This window comes from Bacillus sp. V59.32b (assembly GCF_003429085.1).
GTDB lineage: Bacteria > Bacillota > Bacilli > Bacillales > DSM-1321 > Peribacillus.
On the sequence record NZ_QVTC01000033.1, the window covers coordinates 42,330 to 63,182 of the forward strand.

The window sequence follows — 20,853 nt, forward strand, 5'->3', positions numbered from 1 at the left end:
AATTGCATGCCGCATTTCTCAGGCAAAGCTTTTAATAATTATCTTCATTTATCATGAAAGAATAACTCTGCGATCCATTTGTATAGACGATTTTATAATGTAAATTTGAAGTTAATGGTTTAGTGTCCGAGATGTGATTTAAGCCATCAGCAAGTGGGAATACCTTGCTTTCAATAGCAGTACCGTCATTCAACAAATCCAGTCCGTTGTCGTAAACCAATAATTTCGCTTCGCCATCTCCAAGTAGGGTCGCATCCACTTCTAATCTTTTATTAACGGAATCTTCAATAAATCTAATTTCTTGAGTTAACCAGTTTGGTTTAATATCTTTAACCAATTTCCCATCTGAAGTCGCTGTCTGTCCAAATGCATTGACGGCCGTTATACGGTAAACGAGAAAGTCATTAGCTGGGTCAATCACTAAGCCACGGTCCAGCTTGAAACTTTGTATGCCAGCTTCAAGCTGTTCGTTTGTGACAAGATTGGCTAGTTGTGCACCGTTTTGATCAAGGATATCGACCGTCACTTTAGCTGGATTCGATAATTTATAGAAAACCTCACTTAGGATTTGTTCCTCGGGATAATAAGGCACCGAAGTGGGATTCGTGATTCCAACAGTTAAAGCTACGTTCATCGTCCCGGCAAGAATGGTTTCTGAATTATACGGATCGCTTACTTTGACTTGATACGTATAGGCCCCATCTTCAACAGGCTGATCACTATTATCTAGCCCATTCCATGTAAACGAGAAGGTGCCGGCAGGCTTTGCTGTACGCGGCATAATCGTTTTAACCAGCTCAGAACCTTTATAAATATTAATTTCAACGTTGCCCGCTTTTAATAGAGTGTAGCTAATGTTCGCAGGATTTTCAGATCGAACAGCTGCCGAATTAGGCCCTGCAATCCTCGGTTTGATCAAATCCTCGATTTTAAAGATACTGCTCTTGAAAGATTTCTTATTCCCAAGGCTATCGCGAACCTCCACAAGGAAGGAATAATTGCCTTCTTTAGAATAGCTGTTGATGCTCGTTTTACCATCCCAATATACTGTGTGGGTGCCGGCATTATACGCTTTATTGGATATTACTTGTTTAACAGCCTTGCCTTGGTAATCCAATACCGTAACAGTGAGGTAGCTTTTTTCTGTTAGGTTAATCCTTGCAGCTGATTTATTGTTTCCATCCAGTTTGTATGTCTGACTAGTATTTGAAATGGATCCATTTGTGGTCGTATCGATCGTTACTTTATACGACTTCGTTTTGCCTTTAACCTTTTTGGAATCGATCACATTGAGTTTAAGATAATAAATCCCATCTTTTACTCTATATCCTTTTGAATCCTTCCCATTCCAATCTACATAACGTTTCCCGCCACTAAGGCTTTTGTTGCTCCAGACTGTCCGGACCAGCTTACCTCTTGCGTCATAAACAGCAGCTGAGACCTTTGCGCTTTTATTAAGATGGAATGATGTGGACAGGTTTGCTTTGACTGCCGGTGAATAAGCAGTGGATGACGATGAAAAAGCCACATCAGGTTTGATCTTTTCTGTTACTTTAATGCTGGAAGTCCGATAAACCGTCCCTTTAGGGTGGGAAACCTTTGCGACAATTTTATAGGTTCCGCTTCCGGCATAAGCCCCGTTATCGAGCTTTCCATTCCATGAAGCGGACACTTTGCCGCCTGTCCATACCTTATTTGTGATCAGCTTTCTTACAACCGTTCCTTTAGAGTTCTGAACATATAGAGAAACGGTTTTTCCCTTTGGAGCTGTAAATGAAATCGATGCCTTATTCTTTCCGTTTTCAACTAGCGCCTTGGATGAGCTGACAGAGGACATCGGCGCCGGAGTTTTACTTAATGCCCTATAAGCATCCACACGGCCATACCCGTAAAAGTGATCCCATTTTTTCTTACCTAAATCGACAGATGAACTCTTAAGTATTCCTGTTACCTGTGAAGGCGATAAATATGGGTTTTTAGATAAAATCAACGCGGTGACACCGGCTACTACAGGCGAAGCCATCGATGTTCCGTCATAAGAGTCATAACGACTTCTTGAGACGGTAGAGTAGATATCCTCTCCAGGAGCAGAAAAATCGATATACTTTCCATAGTTTGAGAACCAAGTGATCTTATCATATTTTGTCGTTGCACTTATACCTAATACATGGTCATTGGCAGCAGGATAGGCTTTATAATTTGTATCGTCATTTCCCGCTGCGGCTATAACGACAATACCTTTTGACGCTGCATAACTTATAGCAGAGTCTATTACGGATGAGTAATAATAGCTGCCCAAACTTAAATTGATAATATCGGCTCCGGAATCTGCGGCGTATGTGATTCCGTCTGCAATAATGAAACTGTCTGCAAAATCACCTTCAAAAACGTTTACGGGCATGATTTTTACATTGGGGGAAATGCCGGATATACCTGTTTTGTTTATGGTCGCGGCGATGATCCCCGCTACATGGGTACCATGGTCATCAACAGGATAAGTAGTTCCACCTGTCACCGCATTGTATGGTTTGACAATTTTCCCTGTTAAATCCGGGTGATTTGTCTGCACCCCTCCATCCACAACGGCAACCGTAACGTGAGCTGCCCCCTTTGAAATATCCCATGCTTTGGGCATGTTCAATTTCTTCAGATACCATTGCTTGGAATATTTAGGATCCTTAGGCTTGTATTGGGATTCAATTTCATAATTCGGTTCTACATATTCGACCTGTTTATTTTTCAAAAATTTATCAGCCAACAATTGAAGATCCGTTCCTTTAGGAACAGAAACGAGATGATAATTTCCGACTTTTTGACTATCAACTTTTTTAACATGAAATCCTTTAAGGATTGCTTCTTTTTCAAGATTAGTAGCATCATTGCGGAATTTAATAACAAGCTCCCGGCTATCAAACTCTTTTTCTTCTTCAAAAAGGGCTTCCGTATCATGTTTCGGGATGTCAGGCTCAATTTTAACATCTTGACCTTCTGCTTTAACGGCAGAACCAAATATAAATAGGAAACTGAAAACAATCACTATAGAATAAAATCTTTTCATCGATTATCACCTGATTTTTTAAGATTAGTTATAGAATATATCGGTATTTTTAGCAAAAATTTAATAGTTATATTACTCATTGTAACTTTATCACAACAAAATTGTAACATTACTGTAATAAAATATATCTTTTTTAGACCGATAAATAACGGTAAGGCACCATGTGTTATGTAAATAAATGATTATTAAAAAATTACTATTATCTACTTATAAATAGGACTTTAAAAGGAAGTGTATGCATGAAAAATGCAGGAAAAATTCTCATTCTCTCTGTAAGTTTAGCTATAGGAAGTGCTGCTGTTTTATCACCCGTAGGAACAAGTCAGGTTGAGGCCAGCAGTACAGTCAAGTTCAGCAAAAAATCCTATATATCTACTACAAATGTAAATATACGAAGCGGTCCAAGCACTAAATATAGTAAAGTGATCACTGTTCCAAAAGGGAAGACGGTAACATCAGGTGAAAAAAGAGGAAGTTGGTATAAAGTTTCTTATACGTATACATCCAAAGGAAAGAAAGTATCGAAAACAGGCTGGGTAAGTGGATCTTATATAAGAACCGCTAGTACTAGTACCGTTAAATTCGCTAAAACTTCTTATCAGACGACATCGGGATTAACGATGCGGACTGGTGCATCATCAAAAAACAAGAAAGTCATAACGATTCCAAAAGGGAAGAGTGTCACATCAGCGGAAAAAAAGGGGAACTGGTATAAAGTCTCCTATACCTATTCATCTAAAGGGAAAAACGTCACGAAAACTGGCTGGGTAGATCGTGGTCTGAAAGAATATTATCGATATTCAACGACAAAAGGAACAAATTATTATACAAAAAAGCAAAGTAATTTGCATTCAACACCAGACACAAAGAAAAAGGAAGTCTACAAGATTCCGATAAATTATAAACTTACTTCAACGCAAAAAGTAATTAATAGCATTGGGCAAACCTGGTACCGAGCTTCTTATAAAGGAAAGAACTACTATATTTATGCCGGTTCAGTGAGCACGAAACCGACCATTACCGAAACAGCTATTGCGGCGAAAACACATCTAATCAAAGCGAAAGTAAGCCTAAGAAAAACAGCTGATTCATCTTCTTCAGTCGTTGGTGAGGTTCCAAGCGGAAAAATTCTTTATCCAACTCATAAAGTATCAAACGGGTGGTATAAGTTATCATACGGAGGAAAAACAGGTTATATAGCTGGTTCATCCTTACAAGAGGTAAGAACAGGCGACCCGCTTTCCAGCAGGTCAGGCTATCAATTCATTGATTTACGCAAAAAATCAACTGTAACAGCAACGCAGATAAATAACTATATTGCTAGTTATGTAAAGTCTACCGGTAAAACCAGTATATTGACCGGAAAGGGACAAGTGATCATCAATGCTGGAAATAAGTACGGGGTTAACGCTCTTTACTTAGCTGCACACGCCATTCACGAAAGTGCTTACGGAACGTCGCAGATTTCACTAGGAAAAAACAACTTATTTGGATTTAAAGCATACGATTCAAGCCCGTACATTTCGGCAGCCCGCTTTTCGAGCGTGGATAAAAACATCGAATATATAGCACAAGAAATGAAAACAACCTACCTCAATCCAAGTAACTGGAGACATAAAGGGGCATACCTTGGCTTTAGTACAAAAAGTATGAGTAATGCACGAATTGATACAAGAAGTGAAGGGATGAACTTTTATTACGCAAGTGACCCGTATTGGGGTAAAGGAATAGCGGCACATATGGGAAGAATAATGTCTTATAATAGCTCGCACTATACAAATGTTAGCCCTAATACGACGATCCCAGCAGTTCCGAGCCTTCCATCGGGGAGTGACGTATTTCCTGTTGATATACAAGCGGTTGCCAATAAAGAAATGAAGCTTACTAATTCAAGGGGAAGCACAGCAATCACAAAGTCTATCCAAAAAGGAACAAAATTCACCTTGCTTGAAAAAACAAATGACTTTTGGGTGAAGATAAATGTTGGCGGGATGATATATTGGACAAAAAGTATAGATTTCGTTTTTTATAAACAATATATGTCTGTGAAAAACTTGGGACGTTCCATTTCAACTAGTAAATTAAGTGTAAGGCAATCAGCCAATACTTCTTCTACAGTAGTTGGGACCTTATATTTAAACAATTATGTACATCTGATTTTGAAGAAGGATGGTACACTAACCATGGATAGCACAAAGACTTGGTATCAAGTTAAGCTATCCGATGGGAAGATTGGTTGGGTAAGTTCGAAGTATATTGTGAGAGAACTACAATAAGAAAAAAAGCTGAGACAAGCATTGGCTTGTTTCAGCTTTTTTGATATTCATTTCTTTGGCGGAAGGAATTTCTTAAATCAATTTCACTTGGTTCTGATGGGCTTTGTGGATCTGCCTGAAAAATCGTCCCAGGCAGCTTGTAGCTGCGCGTCTGTCGAGTTTGGCTCGTTTAAACGCCATTCCGCAAGTACTGAAAGAAGAAAACGAATCTTTAAAATCCCAAATTGAAGATTTAAAAGCGCGAGATGCAGTAATTCAAGAGGACCAGTTTTTCATCATGGAAACACTGTAAACCTTAGGAGTTTGAAAGGAGATTCTGGAATAGCTGAAACACTACGACAACGCAATGGTTAGAGGGTTTGCCTGGTCGATATATATTGATAAAAGAGAACATTTGCTACGGTTGATGAAGGCTATCACCAAGAGGTCAAAGGATATTCGCCAGCTAAATTTCACAAAAGAACAAATAGACAACGCACTCGAAAACGGTTTTATACGCAACGGATTATGAGGATACTATTAAGATTAAATATCCAGAGGGTATTCCGACAACCGAAAAGCCAACAGAGGAAACACCTGCCTAGTAGGTGTATTTTTTATGTCTTAATGTAGGAGGGGGTAGATCCACTAAGGTTAGACGTTTTTTCTTTGAAAGAAAGTGAAATTTATATATATTTTATAGTAAAAATGAAGTATTTTTTTGTCGAATATAGTAGAATAATATTTGTTCTGGAAATTTATTCATAAACAACCATGTTCGGAGGTTCATAATGCAAAGGGATTATTCGCTCGATTTATTAAAAGGTTTAGCTTGTCTGCTAATGATATTCGCACACAACACAACTGGTACTGCTAAGTATGATTGGTGGGGTATTTATTTCCTTGGTGGGTTTGCCCCAATTTTATTTTATGCTGTAAGTGGCGTGGTTTTAACTTTCCAAATAAAGAAAAAAAGTAGGAAAGTCCTCATTTTGTATTATTCTGCTTTATTCTTATTGGGTTTTTCCTACAATGGAATTGCAATGGGGAGATGGGGTAGTGAAGTGTTTTGGGGGGCGGAAATTTTACAGGTATTAGGCTTATCAAGTATAGTTTTGGTTGTTTTATCGAAATGGGTCAACATTGAAAAAGTAAGCATCCTTTTCCCATTACCATTTATAATACATTTGCTTGGATATTATATTCCGGATTTTCCATTTAAAGAATTTTTATTTAGACCTGGACAATTTCCTTTGTTTCCCTGGTTGGCATTTTTTATGCTCGGTATTTATTGTTTTTATTCAATGCGACCTAAATTTAATCAGATAGCTATGCTGATTATGCTAGGTTTTCAAGTAGCATTGATTCTTAATACAGGTATTACTTTCGATAATAAGTGGGACATGAGTCCAGGGTATTTTATTGTGGGGGTCACATTTTTCTATTTCTCATTTTTAGTAATCAGATCTATAGAAAAGTATAAATTCCCTTTTAGGAATGAATTTATTTTCTTAGGGCAAAACTCTTTATTGTTTCTCTTTGTCCATATATTTATCGGACACCAACTTTTTATGCATATAACTAAACAACCGATTATCGTATGGGTAGTGAGTTTAATTCTTACGTTTGTTGTAATGAAAGCTTTAATCTGGTTAGACAGTCAGGTAAAGATTGATGATTCTATTTATCCGTTTTTCTGGTATGGATTGATTTGTTTATTGCTTTCTATACCATATCTTCCACCTAATTATGGATATTACTGTTCTTATATAGTAGGATGTTTGTTATCACTGCGTTATAGTAAATTAAACTTAATTTTCACTTTACCGAATTTACGATTTAGAAGAATAAGGGAACAAAAACTATCTAGATGAAATAAGTAAAAACATTTCTTGATTATACACCCCTTCGAAGTGGTGTATTTTTTTGAACAGCAGAAGGTATCCTTGACGACGAATAACCACAACGCTTCGATCATCATGAACTAAAGAAAACGATAATTAATCCTGAAACAATGGAAAAATAAAAATAATAGGCATTTAGAGAAGACTATATTTGGGATAAAATTAATTAAAAGCATCGTTTCGGCAAATAGTCACGTCTATAAATGTCAACACAAATATGTACACTTTCGCTTGCGTAAGGATGTACAAAGTCACTCGTTTTCTTTCGCTAAATGATTCTTTAAACGATAAGAATCTCCTACTATCGTAACGACGGTTGCGTGATGTAATATGCGATCTAAAATCGCATTGGCCAGCTTTGGCTCTTGAAAGACTTCATCCCATGCTTTGAAATTTACGTTTGTTGTAAAGATCGTACTACGCTTTTCATAACGCATATCAATGAGCTGGAAAAAGAGCTTCGCATCTTCTGGATCAATTGGTAAATATCCAATCTCGTCGATGATTAATAGCTTATATTTTGTATAATGCTTCAGTCGGCTCTCTAAGCGATTTTCAAGCCGTGCTCTCTTCAAATTTTGAATCAAATCGTTGTTTAGTTATGTTATTCATTAGTTTAAATATAAATCTGTATAATAAAATGTTTTTTTGTTTCTTAGGTTATCAAGAATTTGAAATACCAACATATGTAGCAACTAACTTATTCCATTATGCTGTTGGTTTTTTAGGGACTTATCTCATACTAAATACAATAGGAGGTAAGGAAGGAATACTGAAACAATGGGGAGATAATTCTTTGTCAATTTATTTATTCCACTACGGACTTATTTATTTATTTATTAAGTAATAATTCTGAGTGGCTGAATAATATCTCACCTGATTTACGTCTCGCTACTGAAATAGCAATTTCACTCATTCTTACTTCATTTTTAGGTTCCATTTGGTTTAATAAATATGTAAGAAATCTGATTTTCCCTTTAAATACATTAATTATGATTTGTAGATTAATTCCTAATAATAACAAAAAATTAAATTAGGCTCAGCCGTTGTTGGAGGAGAAGGGCTATAAATTGGTACATCTGTTATCGAATCAAGCTTTGTGTATTCAATATCATCCTCTCTTTGAATATGACTTATTTTATTGGCATAACAATGCTCCATAACTGCTTCAAGCATTCCATTACTCTAATATGTAATATTAATCTAAAGCGCATAATCCAGTACAATCCCGTACGATAGTTTCGATGTCTCAAATGCCTCATCAGTAAAAATATGTTTTTCAACAGCTCTCTTCATCCCTAAAATCGCTTATAATTTAGACGCCTGTCTATGGAATTATGATGGACGTCACTTTTCATTTGCTCTTTCAGTTATCCATTGAAATCATCCCTCTTGAAATTCTATATAAAGCACTAGTGTTTGTTAAACAATATTCTTAGTAATTTATTAGAATAGTGGAAAAGCATAATTTAAAACAATCATTTTTATGGTTAGCTATCACTGTGATGAATTTATAAGATCTAAGGGTTTAAGAGCTAAGAGTGAATACAAGTCTTGCCTATTGTAGTATAAATAATTATACTGTTATAAGGTATTAGAATGAAATTAGGATTATGATATAGTTATAGGATCAACGGTATATTTTTAAGTCGGAGAAAATGTTATTATAACAGACTTATTGTTTTTTAGGTTAGTTTAGACCGTTGAATGAAAGATTAAATTATACTGCAACATCGAAATAATATAATTCAAGAAAAGGGGCAAGTTTTAATGCAAAACATTCTGATAAGATCGGGTATGTCTCCCTTCGACACATTCGATGCACCTCATATATTGGTTAACAACTCTATTGGAGGTAACGTAGGAAATCTAGTTTATGCATACAGTGTTTTTCGTACATTAATGACAGAAGGAACTAATCTTACACCAGATTATTATGATTATGATCCAAAACATGCTGGTGAAATTAATGAGAAGTATGACTTATACGTCATACCGTTAGCTGATGCTTTTCGTGAAGAGTTTGTCCCGTCATTACGAAAATACACTAAATTAATAAAAAAACTTACAATTCCTGTTGTTGTTATTGGTGTAGGGTTGCGTGCTCCATTTGAACCAAAGTTAAATGAGGGTTTTCCTTTTGATAAAGACGTCAAAGCATTTGTTAGCGCTGTATTAGAGAAGTCTGGTATGATTGGTGTTCGAGGTGAGATTACTTCTAAATACCTTTCTGGATTAGGTTTCCGAGAAGGAATTGACCACACCGTAATCGGATGCCCTTCTATGTATGCCTTTGGAAGGGAATTAAATATACGAGAAACTAATATAACAAGAGAATCAATGGTTACTGTAAACTCATCGCGGCTTTCTCCAAAACATGTATTAGATTTTATTTCAAGAAGCATGAAAGAATATCCGAACCATTATTTTATTCCACAATGGATGAAAGAGATGAAGCTAGTATACGCAGGATTCCCTTCTATAGCAGAATCCAGCAACAATTATCCATCTAAAATATCAGATCCAACATATATTAATAATAGAGTGCGATTTTTCTTAAATGTACCGACATGGTTGGATTTTATCAGACAAGCAGATTTGAGCTTTGGAGCCAGATTGCATGGAAATATAGCAGCGACGATTGCTGGCACACCTAGTATTTTAATTCCTAAAGATGCTCGAATGAGAGAACTGGCGGAATACCATCAACTGACACATGTAATGGCAAATGACCTGTCAGATGACACTACTCTAACAGAACTAATTGAAAAAAGCTGATTTTCAACAACCTGTCAAAAATCAAGGAAAGAATTTCGATCACTTTATAAGATTTTTAAATAAAAATAATTTGGATCATATCTATAAAGAGCAACTTGTGCCTGCTAGAGTACCATTTGACAAGAAGTTGTCGGAAATTCAGTTACTTCCTCCCATATCTCCAATCAATAGCTCCAGTTTAGAAGAAATGGTGCAACGTTGGGAAAATTATAATTTGCAATTAGAAAATAGTAATAAAACGCTTAAAAAGGAGTTAGTTGAAAAAGACAAGAAAATTAGAAAATACCAGGGCACATTAAATAGAAAATCGGTACGGTTGGCTCTGAAAACTGCAAATATGTTAAGTTTAAAATGATGTTCAAAGCGATTTTAACATATATTTGAACATAATCATGTTCAGCTTTCCCTATAAAAAACCTTAGCTAAGATTGCCTATAATATGTAATACTTTTGAAGATGTTTTGCAATGTTGTTTCTGTTAATAGCGATTTTCCTGCTTAAACAATACTTGTAGCGGATTGTTGCCCTTAACTGGAAAATTCATAAAACCTCCCCAATAATTGGGGAGGTTTTATGAATTTTCTTTATAATCAATCTAACCGCTATATATTAGTTTAGTTACAAAAACTAAAAGGGTTGGAAAATCAGCATGAGATGCTTTTTTAAAAATGAAGCCTTATGTTTTAATTTGCTTAGTGGCTTTGATTGAAAAATGATAGTGATGATGATTTCAATAAATACTTTTCTCGATTTATCAAGAATGAAAATACCGTAGGAACTTTTAAAGTAACTTCTACTAAAGAAAATTTATTAATAACTCCTTTAAAATAACATTACATTTATAAGTATATTAACATATTTAGTTTAAGTTTTAGTCTATATTAGATCAAATTGCATTGCATTTTGGTCTTATTTGTGTGTCTATATGTAGAAATGGCCTTAACAGGTAGAATTATACTTACACCACACAATTCACCAAATAAAAGGTTCTTGTATACAGTAATTCAAAAACCATCACCAAATGCTAAAAATATTTAAGATATGAAATTTATTTAAAAAGATAAATTTATAGCTGAATATGGAACTATACAAATATATAAATAGAACTTATAATAGCATAAGCTAGTTAATCATTTTTCGACATATTTTTTAGTATTGTTAATTAGCAGAAAGGATGTTTTAAAGTGAAAGTTCGGAAAGCAGTTATTCCGGCTGCAGGATTAGGAACGAGATTTCTGCCAGCAACGAAAGCTATGCCTAAAGAAATGTTGCCAATTGTGGATAAACCAACGATTCAGTATATTATTGAAGAAGCTATAGATTCTGGAATTGAAGATATTATTATTGTTACAGGTAAGGGAAAGAGGGCAATTGAGGATCATTTCGACTCAGTGCCGGAACTTGAACTAAACTTACTTGAAAAAGGAAAACAGGATCTACTTCACTTAATAGAAGAAACAACGAAGATCAATATACATTATATCCGACAATCAAAGCCAAAAGGTCTTGGAGATGCGATTCTCCAAGCTAAAGCATTTATCGGTAATGAACCATTTGTGGTTATGCTTGGAGATGATATAGTTCAAGCTGAAACTCCTTGCACTAAACAATTAATTGATCAATACGAAAAAACAAACAGTTCTGTATTAGGTGTACAAAAAGTGCCGAGTGAAGAAACATATCGCTATGGAATCGTATCATATAGCGACGTTGTGGAATCTGGTTTATATAATGTGAATTCATTAATTGAGAAACCCCGTCCGAATGAAGCTCCATCCAATTTGGCTATTTTAGGTAGATATTTATTGACGCCGGAAATATTTCATTATTTAGAGTCACAGGAACCGGGTTCAGGTGGAGAAGTTCAATTGACAGATGCTATAGCACGATTAAATAAAGAACAACTAGTTTATGCATTTGAATTTGAAGGGAAACGCTATGACGTGGGTGATAAAATGGGCTTTATTCGTACAACTATGGAATTTGCAATTGCCCATAAAGAATTAAGGCAAGATGTTTTGAAAATGATAGAGGAAATGTATGACAATTATATTCGTACTCATATGTAATTATAGTGAGCAAGAATCATTAGAATTGGAGCGGAATTAATAATGACTGAACCAAGAATTGCTGTTTTGTTACCTTGTTATAATGAAGAGATAACAATCGGAAAAGTTATTGATGATTTTAAGAGAGTGTTACCACAGGCTACTATTTATGTGTATGATAATAATTCAAAAGATCGTACTTCTGAAATTGCCCGAGAACACGGGGCGGTTGTAAAATTTGAACCCCGTCAAGGCAAAGGGAATGTAGTTAGATCAATGTTTAATGATATAGATGCTGATTATTATATAATGGCCGATGGAGATGATACGTACCCTGCTGAGTTTGCACCAAAATTACTCGCCCCTTTGGTTGCTCAAGAGGCAAACCTAGTAATTGGTGATCGGTTATCAAACGGTACTTATACTGAAGAAAACAAGAGGAATTTCCATAACTTTGGAAACGTGTTAGTGAGAAAATTAATCAATTGGTTATATAAAAGTGATATTAACGATATTATGACTGGATATCGTGCTTTCGATCGTTATTTTGTAAAAACAATGCCTGTGCTGAGCCCAGGATTCGAGATTGAAACAGAAATGAGTATTCATGCACTTGAAAATCGTTTTTTAATTAAAGAAATTGAGATCGACTACCGGGATAGGCCTATAGGAAGTGAGTCTAAACTAAATACTTTTTCTGATGGATATAAAGTAATTATGACAATCTTAAAGCTTTGCAAAAATACAAAACCACTATTTTTCTTTGGGATTTTAGCTTCAATATTTTGTGTTTTAGGTTTAGCCAGCGGGATTCCGGTTGTTTTTGATTACCTTAAAACCGGACTAGTTGAACGGATGCCCACTGCAATTTTGGCAACGGGCTTAATGCTACTATCGATGATGTTTTTTATGTGTGGGTTGATTTTAGATACAATTGCACATAAACATAAACAGTTATATATGTTGGAATTAATCAAGATCAAAAAATTAATATAATAATTTATAGAGCATCAAGAAATAAGCTCTTGAGTTGTTATAAAGGAGTATAGTCTGTGAAGTACAGAAATATCATTATTGTTGCCCTTTTTTCCGTAATTGGTATCGTTTGTACAAACTTTTATTATGTTGATTCATTGACATTAAATTGGCCAATTGCATTATTTATCTTCTTCTTCTTTCTTTTATTGCTTAGAAATTGGGCGAATTTATGTTTTTCGTGGATTAACATTACTGCAAGTTTAATTCTAGCAATTTTTTGGTTGTATAGTTCATATAATGGACAAAGTCACTTAACAAATGACACATTACAACTGATAATCTTGATTACTTCAACTTTAATAATTTCTTTTTTCTTTTATTTGTTAATTTCAGAACTTCAGCAACCATTTCAGAAAGAAGTGACTAAGCCGAATTTTTTTTGGTTTACAATTTATACTCTTATTCCGATAATTAGTTGGTCAAGATATTTTTTAGCATACTATCCTGGTAAAATGACTAATGATTCTTTCTGGCAGTGGTCAATGGCTCATGGAGTTAAACCTTATCATTCTTGGCATCCGATTCTTCATACTTGGTGGATAGAAGCAACTACTTGGATATACAATTCCCCAGCTACTTTTATTATTAGTCAGATAATTGTGGTAGCTCTTATTGTGGGTTATTCACTTTACATTTTACAATCTTTAGGAACACCTAAAATCTTGGTGATAACTTTATCACTACTATATGCTTTTTACCCAATTAATGGATATTATATGGTGACGATGTGGAAAGATATTCCTTTCGCTGCTTTTATTTTACTGATCACAGCGATATTTACTTTGATTGTAAGAACTAATGGAAAATGGCTCGATAAGAAATCTAATATAGTCTTATTAATATTAGCGAGTTTTATTACAATGAATCTTAGAAATAATGGCTTTCTAGCCTTATTGGCTGCTTTTGTAATTCTTATAATATTTATGAAAGCCATTAGAAAGAAAACTATATTTACTTTGATAAGTATTCTTGTAATTCATTTTATTTTTAATGGTGTTATCGCGAAATCTTTCCATGTTATTGAAAATCCGTTAAACCAAGCCTTGGCTATTCCTTCTCAACAAATAGGAGCGACGTATAAATTCAATGGACAATTTACTCCTGAATTAAAGTCATATTTTAATCAAATTCTACCTGAGGAGAATTGGAAAAAAAAATATAATCCTTATATTGTTAATCCAATTAAGCATGACCCTTTATATAATCCGAAAGTCATAGACGAAGACTTTGGAAGGTATCTAAAAAATTGGGCCAAATTGCTTCAGTTAAATTTTGATATTTACGTCAAGGCGTATCTAGATCAAACTTCTGTATTATGGAGATTTTATTCTCCTGAAGGTTATAAGGTATATGTGAATTCTACTACTGATATAGAAGACTATCCACTTAAAACACGTGTATTATTTTCGGAAACGTCTTTAAACAAATTCTACTATAATCCAAAAGAATCTGTGATAGAAAACGGTTATACATTATACAAGAGTGAAGCAGAAGGAAATTTACCTGCTAAGGATATTCTTTCATATAGTGAATATAAAAAGTCAGTTAGTAAGTCACTTATTAATTTGAAAAGTGAATCAAAACAAGAAAATTGGAAAAAAGAATTCGATCAAAGTTTTTATAACCTAATAAATTATAAAATGAACTATTTTGCTAAAGGTGCAATTCCGATGGTTCTGTTACTATTGGCTGTAGTTTCATCATGTATAAGAAATGGTAAGAAAGGTTTAATTGTATTTGCTCCTGCTTTATTTCTATTGCTAACAGTTGCCATAGCTCTTCCTGCAACTGATTTTCGTTATACTTTCAGCTTCATTTTTAGCATACCTTTTCTAATTCTGTATGGAAAAACAAGAGAAATTAATAATTTTGAAAGAGATGCATGATTATGAATAGATTATCATACGGAATATTATTTATGGTTTTTTCTGCTTTGTTTACTGCAACAGGACAAGCTTTGTGGAAATTAGCGACAAAAGGATTGTTTTCTTGGGAACTTTATATGGGTTTTTTCTGTTACGCGGTGGGAGCTATATTAATGATTATTGCTTTTCGTTATGGTAGCCTTTCAGTTCTCCATCCATTACTTAGTTTAGGTTATGTCTTTGCAATAATTATTGGTATTCAGTTTTTAAATGAGGATATAACAAGAAATAAGTTAATGGGCAATGTTTGTATAGTATTAGGGGCGATTCTACTGGGAATAAGTGGAAGTCAAGAACGGGTGAAAAAATGATCGGGTTTTTATTGATTACCATGACATTGTTTGGTGCTCTTGGAGGGCTATTCTTTAAACAATTTACTAATGAGAATAATAAGAATAATAAGAAACTATATTTCCTTTTCTTGGGTTGTTTAATGTATGGAATAGGAGCGATATTAAATGTAGTTCTATTACGTTTTTTACCTTATACTACAGTATTCCCGTTGACTTCAATAACTTATATCTGGACAATGGTTCTTTCTTTTTTAATTCTGGATGAAAAAATCAATAGATATAAATTTCTTGGTCTACTCTTTATAATAGCTGGAACATTTCTATTAGTGAAATAACTTTGTTTTACGAAAATTAAAAAAGGATATATTCCCTGCACTGGAATATATCCTTTTTTAATCATACACACTATGATTTATTTTGATTAAATACGAAAAATTAGGTATATTCTCATTAAGGAATTTTTAAAGAAATAGATAATCATATTAAACAATGCTTTATACACGAGAGCAAATACAAAAAGATTATAGTAGTAGTGGGCTTTAATAATTTATTGATTTTCAATTGTTACTAAAATTAACCATTGAGTTAACCTTTTTATTGTTCGTTAAAAAGGGAAGATTATATGTGTCTCTGAAAACACTATGAAAGAGGGATTAGTAAATGAGAAGAGTGTTCATGCTGCTTTATGATATAGATGTGAATAAAGGAGGGATAACAAGGGTTCTGTTTAATAGATCTAAAGCTTTAAGTAATAGGGGTTATAATGTGGATTTAATAACTTTGGATTACAAAGATAATTATAAAGAAATTTCCAATAAACTGAGAAAAATGGGTAGACTTTCAAAAAATGTAGAGATTTTAAATGTCTATGATTATTATCGCCATAAAAATACAGAAAAAAAAAGGGGAAGAAAAGCAAAAAAGCTACTTTCTTATTATAAGAATCAATCTATATTAGACGAGAAAGGTTATTTAATTCAAGATGATGAATATGAAACTAAACGTTACGCTCGGTATTTTAAAAATGGACGTTATGTAAAATATAAAAAATGGGACAAAAAGGGGAAATTGAGTCATATAGATTTTTTTGATAATAATCGTAACAGGTATAAAAGAGAAGTCTTTTCATCGGAAGGATATTTATTAAGAGAGATCTTTTTTGATCTAAATAATAACGAACCCAAACAAGAGTTATTGTATACAGAAGATGGCTTTTGTTATCTTAACAGATGGTTCAACCCAGAAAAGGGTAACCTCCAACAACAATTTCTATTTGATGTTAGAACAAATAAAGGACAAGTATTTAAAAGTAATCAAGAATTTCATGTATATTGGTTGAATGAGCTTCTCCAAAAGGAAGAAACTAAGCCCTTTTTAATCTGTGACGGTGTGGGATCGGCGAATAAGGTATTGGAAGTAAGTAAAGAACTAGCTTATCGAATTTATACTATACACAGTAATCACTTCAGTTATCCTTATAAATTTGGTTCTCCAATAAAAAGTAATCATGTTAAAGTATTAGAAAATTTGGAGACTGAAGAAGCTCTTGTGGCATTAACTCCTAGGCAAAAGGATGATATAGTTCATCAATTTGGTAATTATAATAATGTATTTGTCATTCCTAATGCTGTTACTGAAATGGATGAATTTAAGGGTGATAAGGATGGGAAATTAGTTACCATGGTCGCTAGATATCATGAAGAGAAGGGTATAGACGAAGCAATTGAGGCTTTTAGAATTGTGGTGAATCAAATACCTGATGCTCGATTAGAGATATATGGAGACGGTCCACATAAAGAGACTCTTTCTTCTCTGATTAAAGATTTGTCTTTGGAAGAAAATGTTAAGCTAAAGGGATATACCACTAATGTTGAAGAGGTTTTCGGAAAAGCTCTATTTTCTTTATTGACATCAAAATATGAAGGACTGAGTGTCGTTACATTAGAATCAATGGCAAATTCTACTCCTCTAATCAGTTATGATGTATTGTATGGATCAAGTGACTTAATTAAAGATGGATATGATGGATATTTGGTGGAAGAGAGGAATAAAGACATAATGGCTGAACGAATTATTCACTTGCTCCATCATCCTGATTTAGCAAAAGAAATGGGCATAAGGGGTAAAGAAAAGGTATTGAAAAATTACTCTGAAGAAGTTGTCACAAACAAATGGATTGAATTATTCGAGCATTTAGAAGATACGGGGCAAAAAATGTAAATGACAAGGATGAAATACCTAAGAAAAAGGGGTCCTTTCTAAGGTAGTTTTTCGTGTTTTTTTACATCGTTATGCAAGTGATTGTTTTGAAACTTAATTGTTAAGGATAAAGGTATTTCTTGTGCTAGATTAGAAATACCTTTTTACATTTTGATGGAATTTTAATTCTAGTTTAATATCCGGATTAAGTAAAGGTTCTATCTATTACCGTTGAAAAGCGATATAAAAACGTGTATAGTTTATTTGGGTTAATTGTCGTTTGTTGACGTAATTTACTTAGAATTTTCACTGCAATCTTGGATGAAAGCTACAGTTTTATTAGGAGGGGATGGATTAGATGATCTATGCAGAAATACTAGCCGGGGGAAAAGGTACCCGCATGGGCAATGTTAATATGCCCAAACAATTTTTACTACTTAATAACAAACCAATTATTGTTCATACCGTCGAAAAATTTATTCTGAATGATCGTTTCGATAAGATCCTTATTATTACTCCTAAAGAATGGATTAACCATACAAAAGATATTATTAAAAAGCATATTGGAAACGAAGGCCGCTTAGAAATAGTAGAAGGCGGTAAAGATCGTAATGATTCTATCATGAACGGAATTAAATATATTGAAAGTAATTATGGGATAAATGAAGATGATGTTATAGTTACACATGACTCCGTCCGCCCATTTCTTACTCATAGAATTATAGAAGAAAATATCGACGCTGTCCTTGAACATGGGGCTGTTGATACGGTGATTGAAGCCATTGATACCATAATTGAATCGCGGGATGGGGACGTAATTTCAAATATACCTGTACGTGATACCATGTTCCAAGGACAGACACCACAGAGCTTTAATATTAAAATGCTGGTGAAACATTATAATTCATTGTCCGAAGATCAGAAAAATATCCTTACAGATGCTTGTAAAATATGTGCCTTGAGCGGTGAAAAGGTGAAATTGGTTACAGGTGAAGTATTTAACATTAAAGTGACGACTCCTTATGATTTAAAGGTCGCGAATGCTATTATACAGGAGCGGATCTCTCAATGATAAACCAAGTATACCGTTTAGTTTCTCCGCGTCAGTTCGAGGTTACTTACACTGACCGTTCATTGAGGTATCCGTCTGACTTTATTGTGATTCGCCCGACATATTTATCAATTTGTGCAGCTGATCAAAGATATTTTACCGGAACACGCGGCAAAGAAGCCATGGCAAAAAAACTTCCTATGGCATTAATTCACGAGGGTATCGGTAAAATCGTATATGATCCGAAGGGAGAGTTCACAAATGGAACAGAGGTTGTTATGGTTCCAAATACTCCTACAGAAAAAGATGAGATTATTGCTGAGAATTACTTGAAATCCAGTAAATTTCGATCCAGCGGCTACGATGGTTTTATGCAGGACTATGTCTTTTTGGATAGAGATCGTGTTGTGGAACTGCCCAATGGGGTTAATCCTCATGTTGCGGCATTCACGGAACTGATGACTATTAGTATGCACACACTTTCGAGATTTGAAGCGAGGGCACATTCACGCCGGAATACCTTTGGTGTATGGGGTGATGGCAATCTTGGCTATATTACTTGCCTAATGCTAAAAAAACGTTACAAAGACAGCAAAGTAATACTTTTTGGGAAAACGGATTATAAGATGAATAATTTTTCCTTTGTAGATGAATTATATCAAATTGATGATATTCCGAAGGATTTATTAATTGATCATGGATTTGAAGCTGTTGGCGGAAGAGGGAGTCAAAGTGCGATCGATCAAATGATTGACCACCTTCAACCTGAGGGCTCTCTTTGTCTTATGGGAGTATCTGAGTATCCGGTGGAGATCAATACCAGAATGGTCTTGGAAAAAGGTATTACAATGATTGGAAGCAGCCGCAGCGGTCGTGAAGACTTTGTAAACACAGTTAACTTTATGAAAGAGTTTCCTGACGCAGTCGAGTATTTAGGGACTTTAGTAGGTGAAGTGCAAGAAGTAAAAACTATACAAAATATTATTGAGGCTTTTGAAAAAGATTTAACCTCTTCTTGGGGCAAGACAGTTATGGAATGGAAGATCTAATGTGGTTGAAAGGCAGGCAATTACATTGCGCTTAATCCCTACACTCGTTACTAAATTTTTTATTAAATTTGTATATAATTTGTTCTGCCTGCTTTTCAAAGTTAATCCTCAAAAGATTACTTTTGCTTCCTATAGATCAGATAATCTAACAGGAAATCTTTATTATGTATGGAAAGAAATCAATACTCACTACAGTGAATATGAATGTTTTTTTAGATTAAAGAAATTCGATAGTTCGTTCAAAGGAAAATTAGAATATTTTTTTCATTTGATTGTAGCCTCATTTGATATGGCAACATCAAAATATTTTATTATAGATGATTATTATTTTCCTGTGTATGTAATTACGCCAAGGGAAGGCACTGAAGTTATCCAACTTTGGCATGCTGCAGGTGCCTTCAAGAAATTTGGCCTTAGCACAATCGGCAAGGAATTCGGTCCCAGTGACATTTACTTAAAGCATGTAAAGGTACATTCGAATTATGCAAGAGTTTATGTTAGTTCAACTGACGTCATCCCTTATTATTCAGAAGCGTTCGGAATGCCGGAGGAACGCATATTTCCGTTAGGCCTCCCTAGAACTGATTATTTTTTTGATAAGCACGAGATACAGAAGGCCGAAGAAACTTTTTATCAAAAGTATCCTCAATTGATTGATAAGAAACTTATACTCTATGCGCCGACATTCAGAGGGCGCAGCCATTATCAAACAGACTTTGAGAGTCCAATTGATTTTGCGTATATGAAAGATGAACTTGGAAGTGACTATGCTTTAATAGTTCATCTACATCCTTATATGTCATTTGGCCTGAATGTTTCTCAACAGTTGTCTGATTTTGTATATCATATCCAATCAGATTTTAATATTGAGCAGCTATTAGTCCTGTCGGATATTTTGATTACAGATTATTCATCTGTCATTTTTGACTATAGTTTACTGGAAAGACCAATTGCATTTTTTTCCTATGACTTGGAAGAATACATTAGAGAGCGGGATTTTTATATAGATTATCAATCAGAAGTCCCTGGCCCGATATTTACTGATACGGTTGAAATGTCGAAGTGGATCCGCGAAGGTGACTTTGAACTGAATTCTGTATTGCGATTTAAAAAGAGATTCTTTGATTACACCGGTGGAAAAGCATCCACTAGAATTGTAGACCATTTGCTTGGTTGAAAACAAAAACAGCAGAGGATTTGTTCAATCCTCTTTTTATTATTATTATTATTTGATTTAATGGCTCGTTGTTAAAGT

At 34.3% G+C, this 20,853-nt stretch carries 12 protein-coding genes and 2 pseudogenes; 12 read left to right on the forward strand and 2 right to left on the reverse strand.

Annotated elements, in window-relative coordinates:
• Positions 1–31: 31 nt before the first annotated feature.
• Positions 32–3,058, reverse strand: a complete 3,027-nt coding sequence (locus D0463_RS08825; RefSeq protein ID WP_117307042.1) for a S8 family serine peptidase — start codon at positions 3,056–3,058, stop codon at positions 32–34.
• Positions 3,059–3,297: 239 nt separating this feature from the next.
• Here D0463_RS08825 and D0463_RS08830 point away from each other — a divergent pair, with 239 nt between their 5' ends.
• The gene (locus D0463_RS08830) at positions 3,298–5,334 is read left to right on the forward strand and encodes an SH3 domain-containing protein (protein WP_117307043.1); all 2,037 of its coding nucleotides are present in this window, start codon (positions 3,298–3,300) and stop codon (positions 5,332–5,334) included.
• A gap of 770 nt (positions 5,335–6,104) precedes the next feature.
• Positions 6,105–7,187 carry an acyltransferase family protein gene (locus D0463_RS08840; RefSeq protein WP_117307045.1) on the forward strand — a complete coding sequence of 361 codons (1,083 nt, stop codon included), beginning with the start codon at positions 6,105–6,107 and terminating at the stop codon, positions 7,185–7,187.
• 281 nt (positions 7,188–7,468) lie between these two features.
• On the opposite strand, the pseudogene D0463_RS08845 reads toward D0463_RS08840, so the two are convergent.
• Positions 7,469–7,810 (reverse strand): annotated as a pseudogene (locus tag D0463_RS08845) (ATP-binding protein); the annotation flags it as partial.
• A gap of 1,177 nt (positions 7,811–8,987) precedes the next feature.
• Between D0463_RS08845 and D0463_RS08850 the strand changes: the two are divergent.
• The 10 genes and pseudogenes from D0463_RS08850 (at position 8,988) to D0463_RS08895 (ending at position 20,775) form a co-directional block, all read left to right on the forward strand.
• A pseudogene (locus D0463_RS08850) lies at positions 8,988–10,350 on the forward strand (polysaccharide pyruvyl transferase family protein).
• Between the two features lie 829 nt (positions 10,351–11,179).
• Positions 11,180–12,064 carry a UTP--glucose-1-phosphate uridylyltransferase GalU gene (galU, locus tag D0463_RS08855; RefSeq protein WP_117307046.1) on the forward strand — a complete coding sequence of 295 codons (885 nt, stop codon included), beginning with the start codon at positions 11,180–11,182 and terminating at the stop codon, positions 12,062–12,064.
• A 42-nt stretch (positions 12,065–12,106) separates the two neighbouring features.
• A complete protein-coding gene (locus D0463_RS08860) occupies positions 12,107–13,039 on the forward strand; it encodes a glycosyltransferase family 2 protein (protein WP_117307047.1) in 933 nt (310 codons plus the stop codon).
• Positions 13,040–13,095: 56 nt separating this feature from the next.
• Entirely contained in the window at positions 13,096–14,967 is a 1,872-nt protein-coding gene (locus D0463_RS08865; RefSeq protein WP_117307048.1) for a DUF6020 family protein, read from the forward strand.
• Between the two features lie 2 nt (positions 14,968–14,969).
• Positions 14,970–15,317 carry an EamA family transporter gene (locus tag D0463_RS08870; protein WP_254052749.1) on the forward strand — a complete coding sequence of 116 codons (348 nt, stop codon included), beginning with the start codon at positions 14,970–14,972 and terminating at the stop codon, positions 15,315–15,317.
• Between the two features lie 20 nt (positions 15,318–15,337).
• Positions 15,338–15,634, forward strand: a complete 297-nt coding sequence (locus D0463_RS08875) for an EamA family transporter (RefSeq protein ID WP_117307067.1) — start codon at positions 15,338–15,340, stop codon at positions 15,632–15,634.
• 325 nt (positions 15,635–15,959) lie between these two features.
• A complete protein-coding gene (locus D0463_RS08880; RefSeq protein ID WP_117307050.1) occupies positions 15,960–17,519 on the forward strand; it encodes a glycosyltransferase in 1,560 nt (519 codons plus the stop codon).
• Between the two features lie 337 nt (positions 17,520–17,856).
• A complete protein-coding gene (locus D0463_RS08885; protein ID WP_117307051.1) occupies positions 17,857–18,570 on the forward strand; it encodes an IspD/TarI family cytidylyltransferase in 714 nt (237 codons plus the stop codon).
• Entirely contained in the window at positions 18,567–19,598 is a 1,032-nt protein-coding gene (locus D0463_RS08890; protein ID WP_117307052.1) for a ribitol-5-phosphate dehydrogenase, read from the forward strand. Before D0463_RS08885 ends, D0463_RS08890 begins: the two co-directional genes overlap by 4 nt.
• 1 nt (position 19,599) lies before the next feature.
• Positions 19,600–20,775: a CDP-glycerol glycerophosphotransferase family protein gene (locus D0463_RS08895; protein ID WP_117307053.1), complete on the forward strand. Its 1,176-nt coding sequence runs from the start codon at positions 19,600–19,602 to the stop codon at positions 20,773–20,775.
• Positions 20,776–20,853: the final 78 nt, after the last annotated feature.

Coding starts and splice junctions, on each gene's coding strand:
- D0463_RS08825 (WP_117307042.1), bottom strand. CDS start 3,058: ATGAAAAGATTTTATTCTATAGTGATTGTTTTCAGTTTCCTATTTATA.
- D0463_RS08830 (WP_117307043.1), top strand. CDS start 3,298: ATGAAAAATGCAGGAAAAATTCTCATTCTCTCTGTAAGTTTAGCTATA.
- D0463_RS08840 (WP_117307045.1), top strand. CDS start 6,105: ATGCAAAGGGATTATTCGCTCGATTTATTAAAAGGTTTAGCTTGTCTG.
- D0463_RS08860 (WP_117307047.1), top strand. CDS start 12,107: ATGACTGAACCAAGAATTGCTGTTTTGTTACCTTGTTATAATGAAGAG.
- D0463_RS08870 (WP_254052749.1), top strand. CDS start 14,970: ATGAATAGATTATCATACGGAATATTATTTATGGTTTTTTCTGCTTTG.
- D0463_RS08875 (WP_117307067.1), top strand. CDS start 15,338: ATGACATTGTTTGGTGCTCTTGGAGGGCTATTCTTTAAACAATTTACT.
- D0463_RS08880 (WP_117307050.1), top strand. CDS start 15,960: ATGAGAAGAGTGTTCATGCTGCTTTATGATATAGATGTGAATAAAGGA.
- D0463_RS08885 (WP_117307051.1), top strand. CDS start 17,857: ATGATCTATGCAGAAATACTAGCCGGGGGAAAAGGTACCCGCATGGGC.
- D0463_RS08890 (WP_117307052.1), top strand. CDS start 18,567: ATGATAAACCAAGTATACCGTTTAGTTTCTCCGCGTCAGTTCGAGGTT.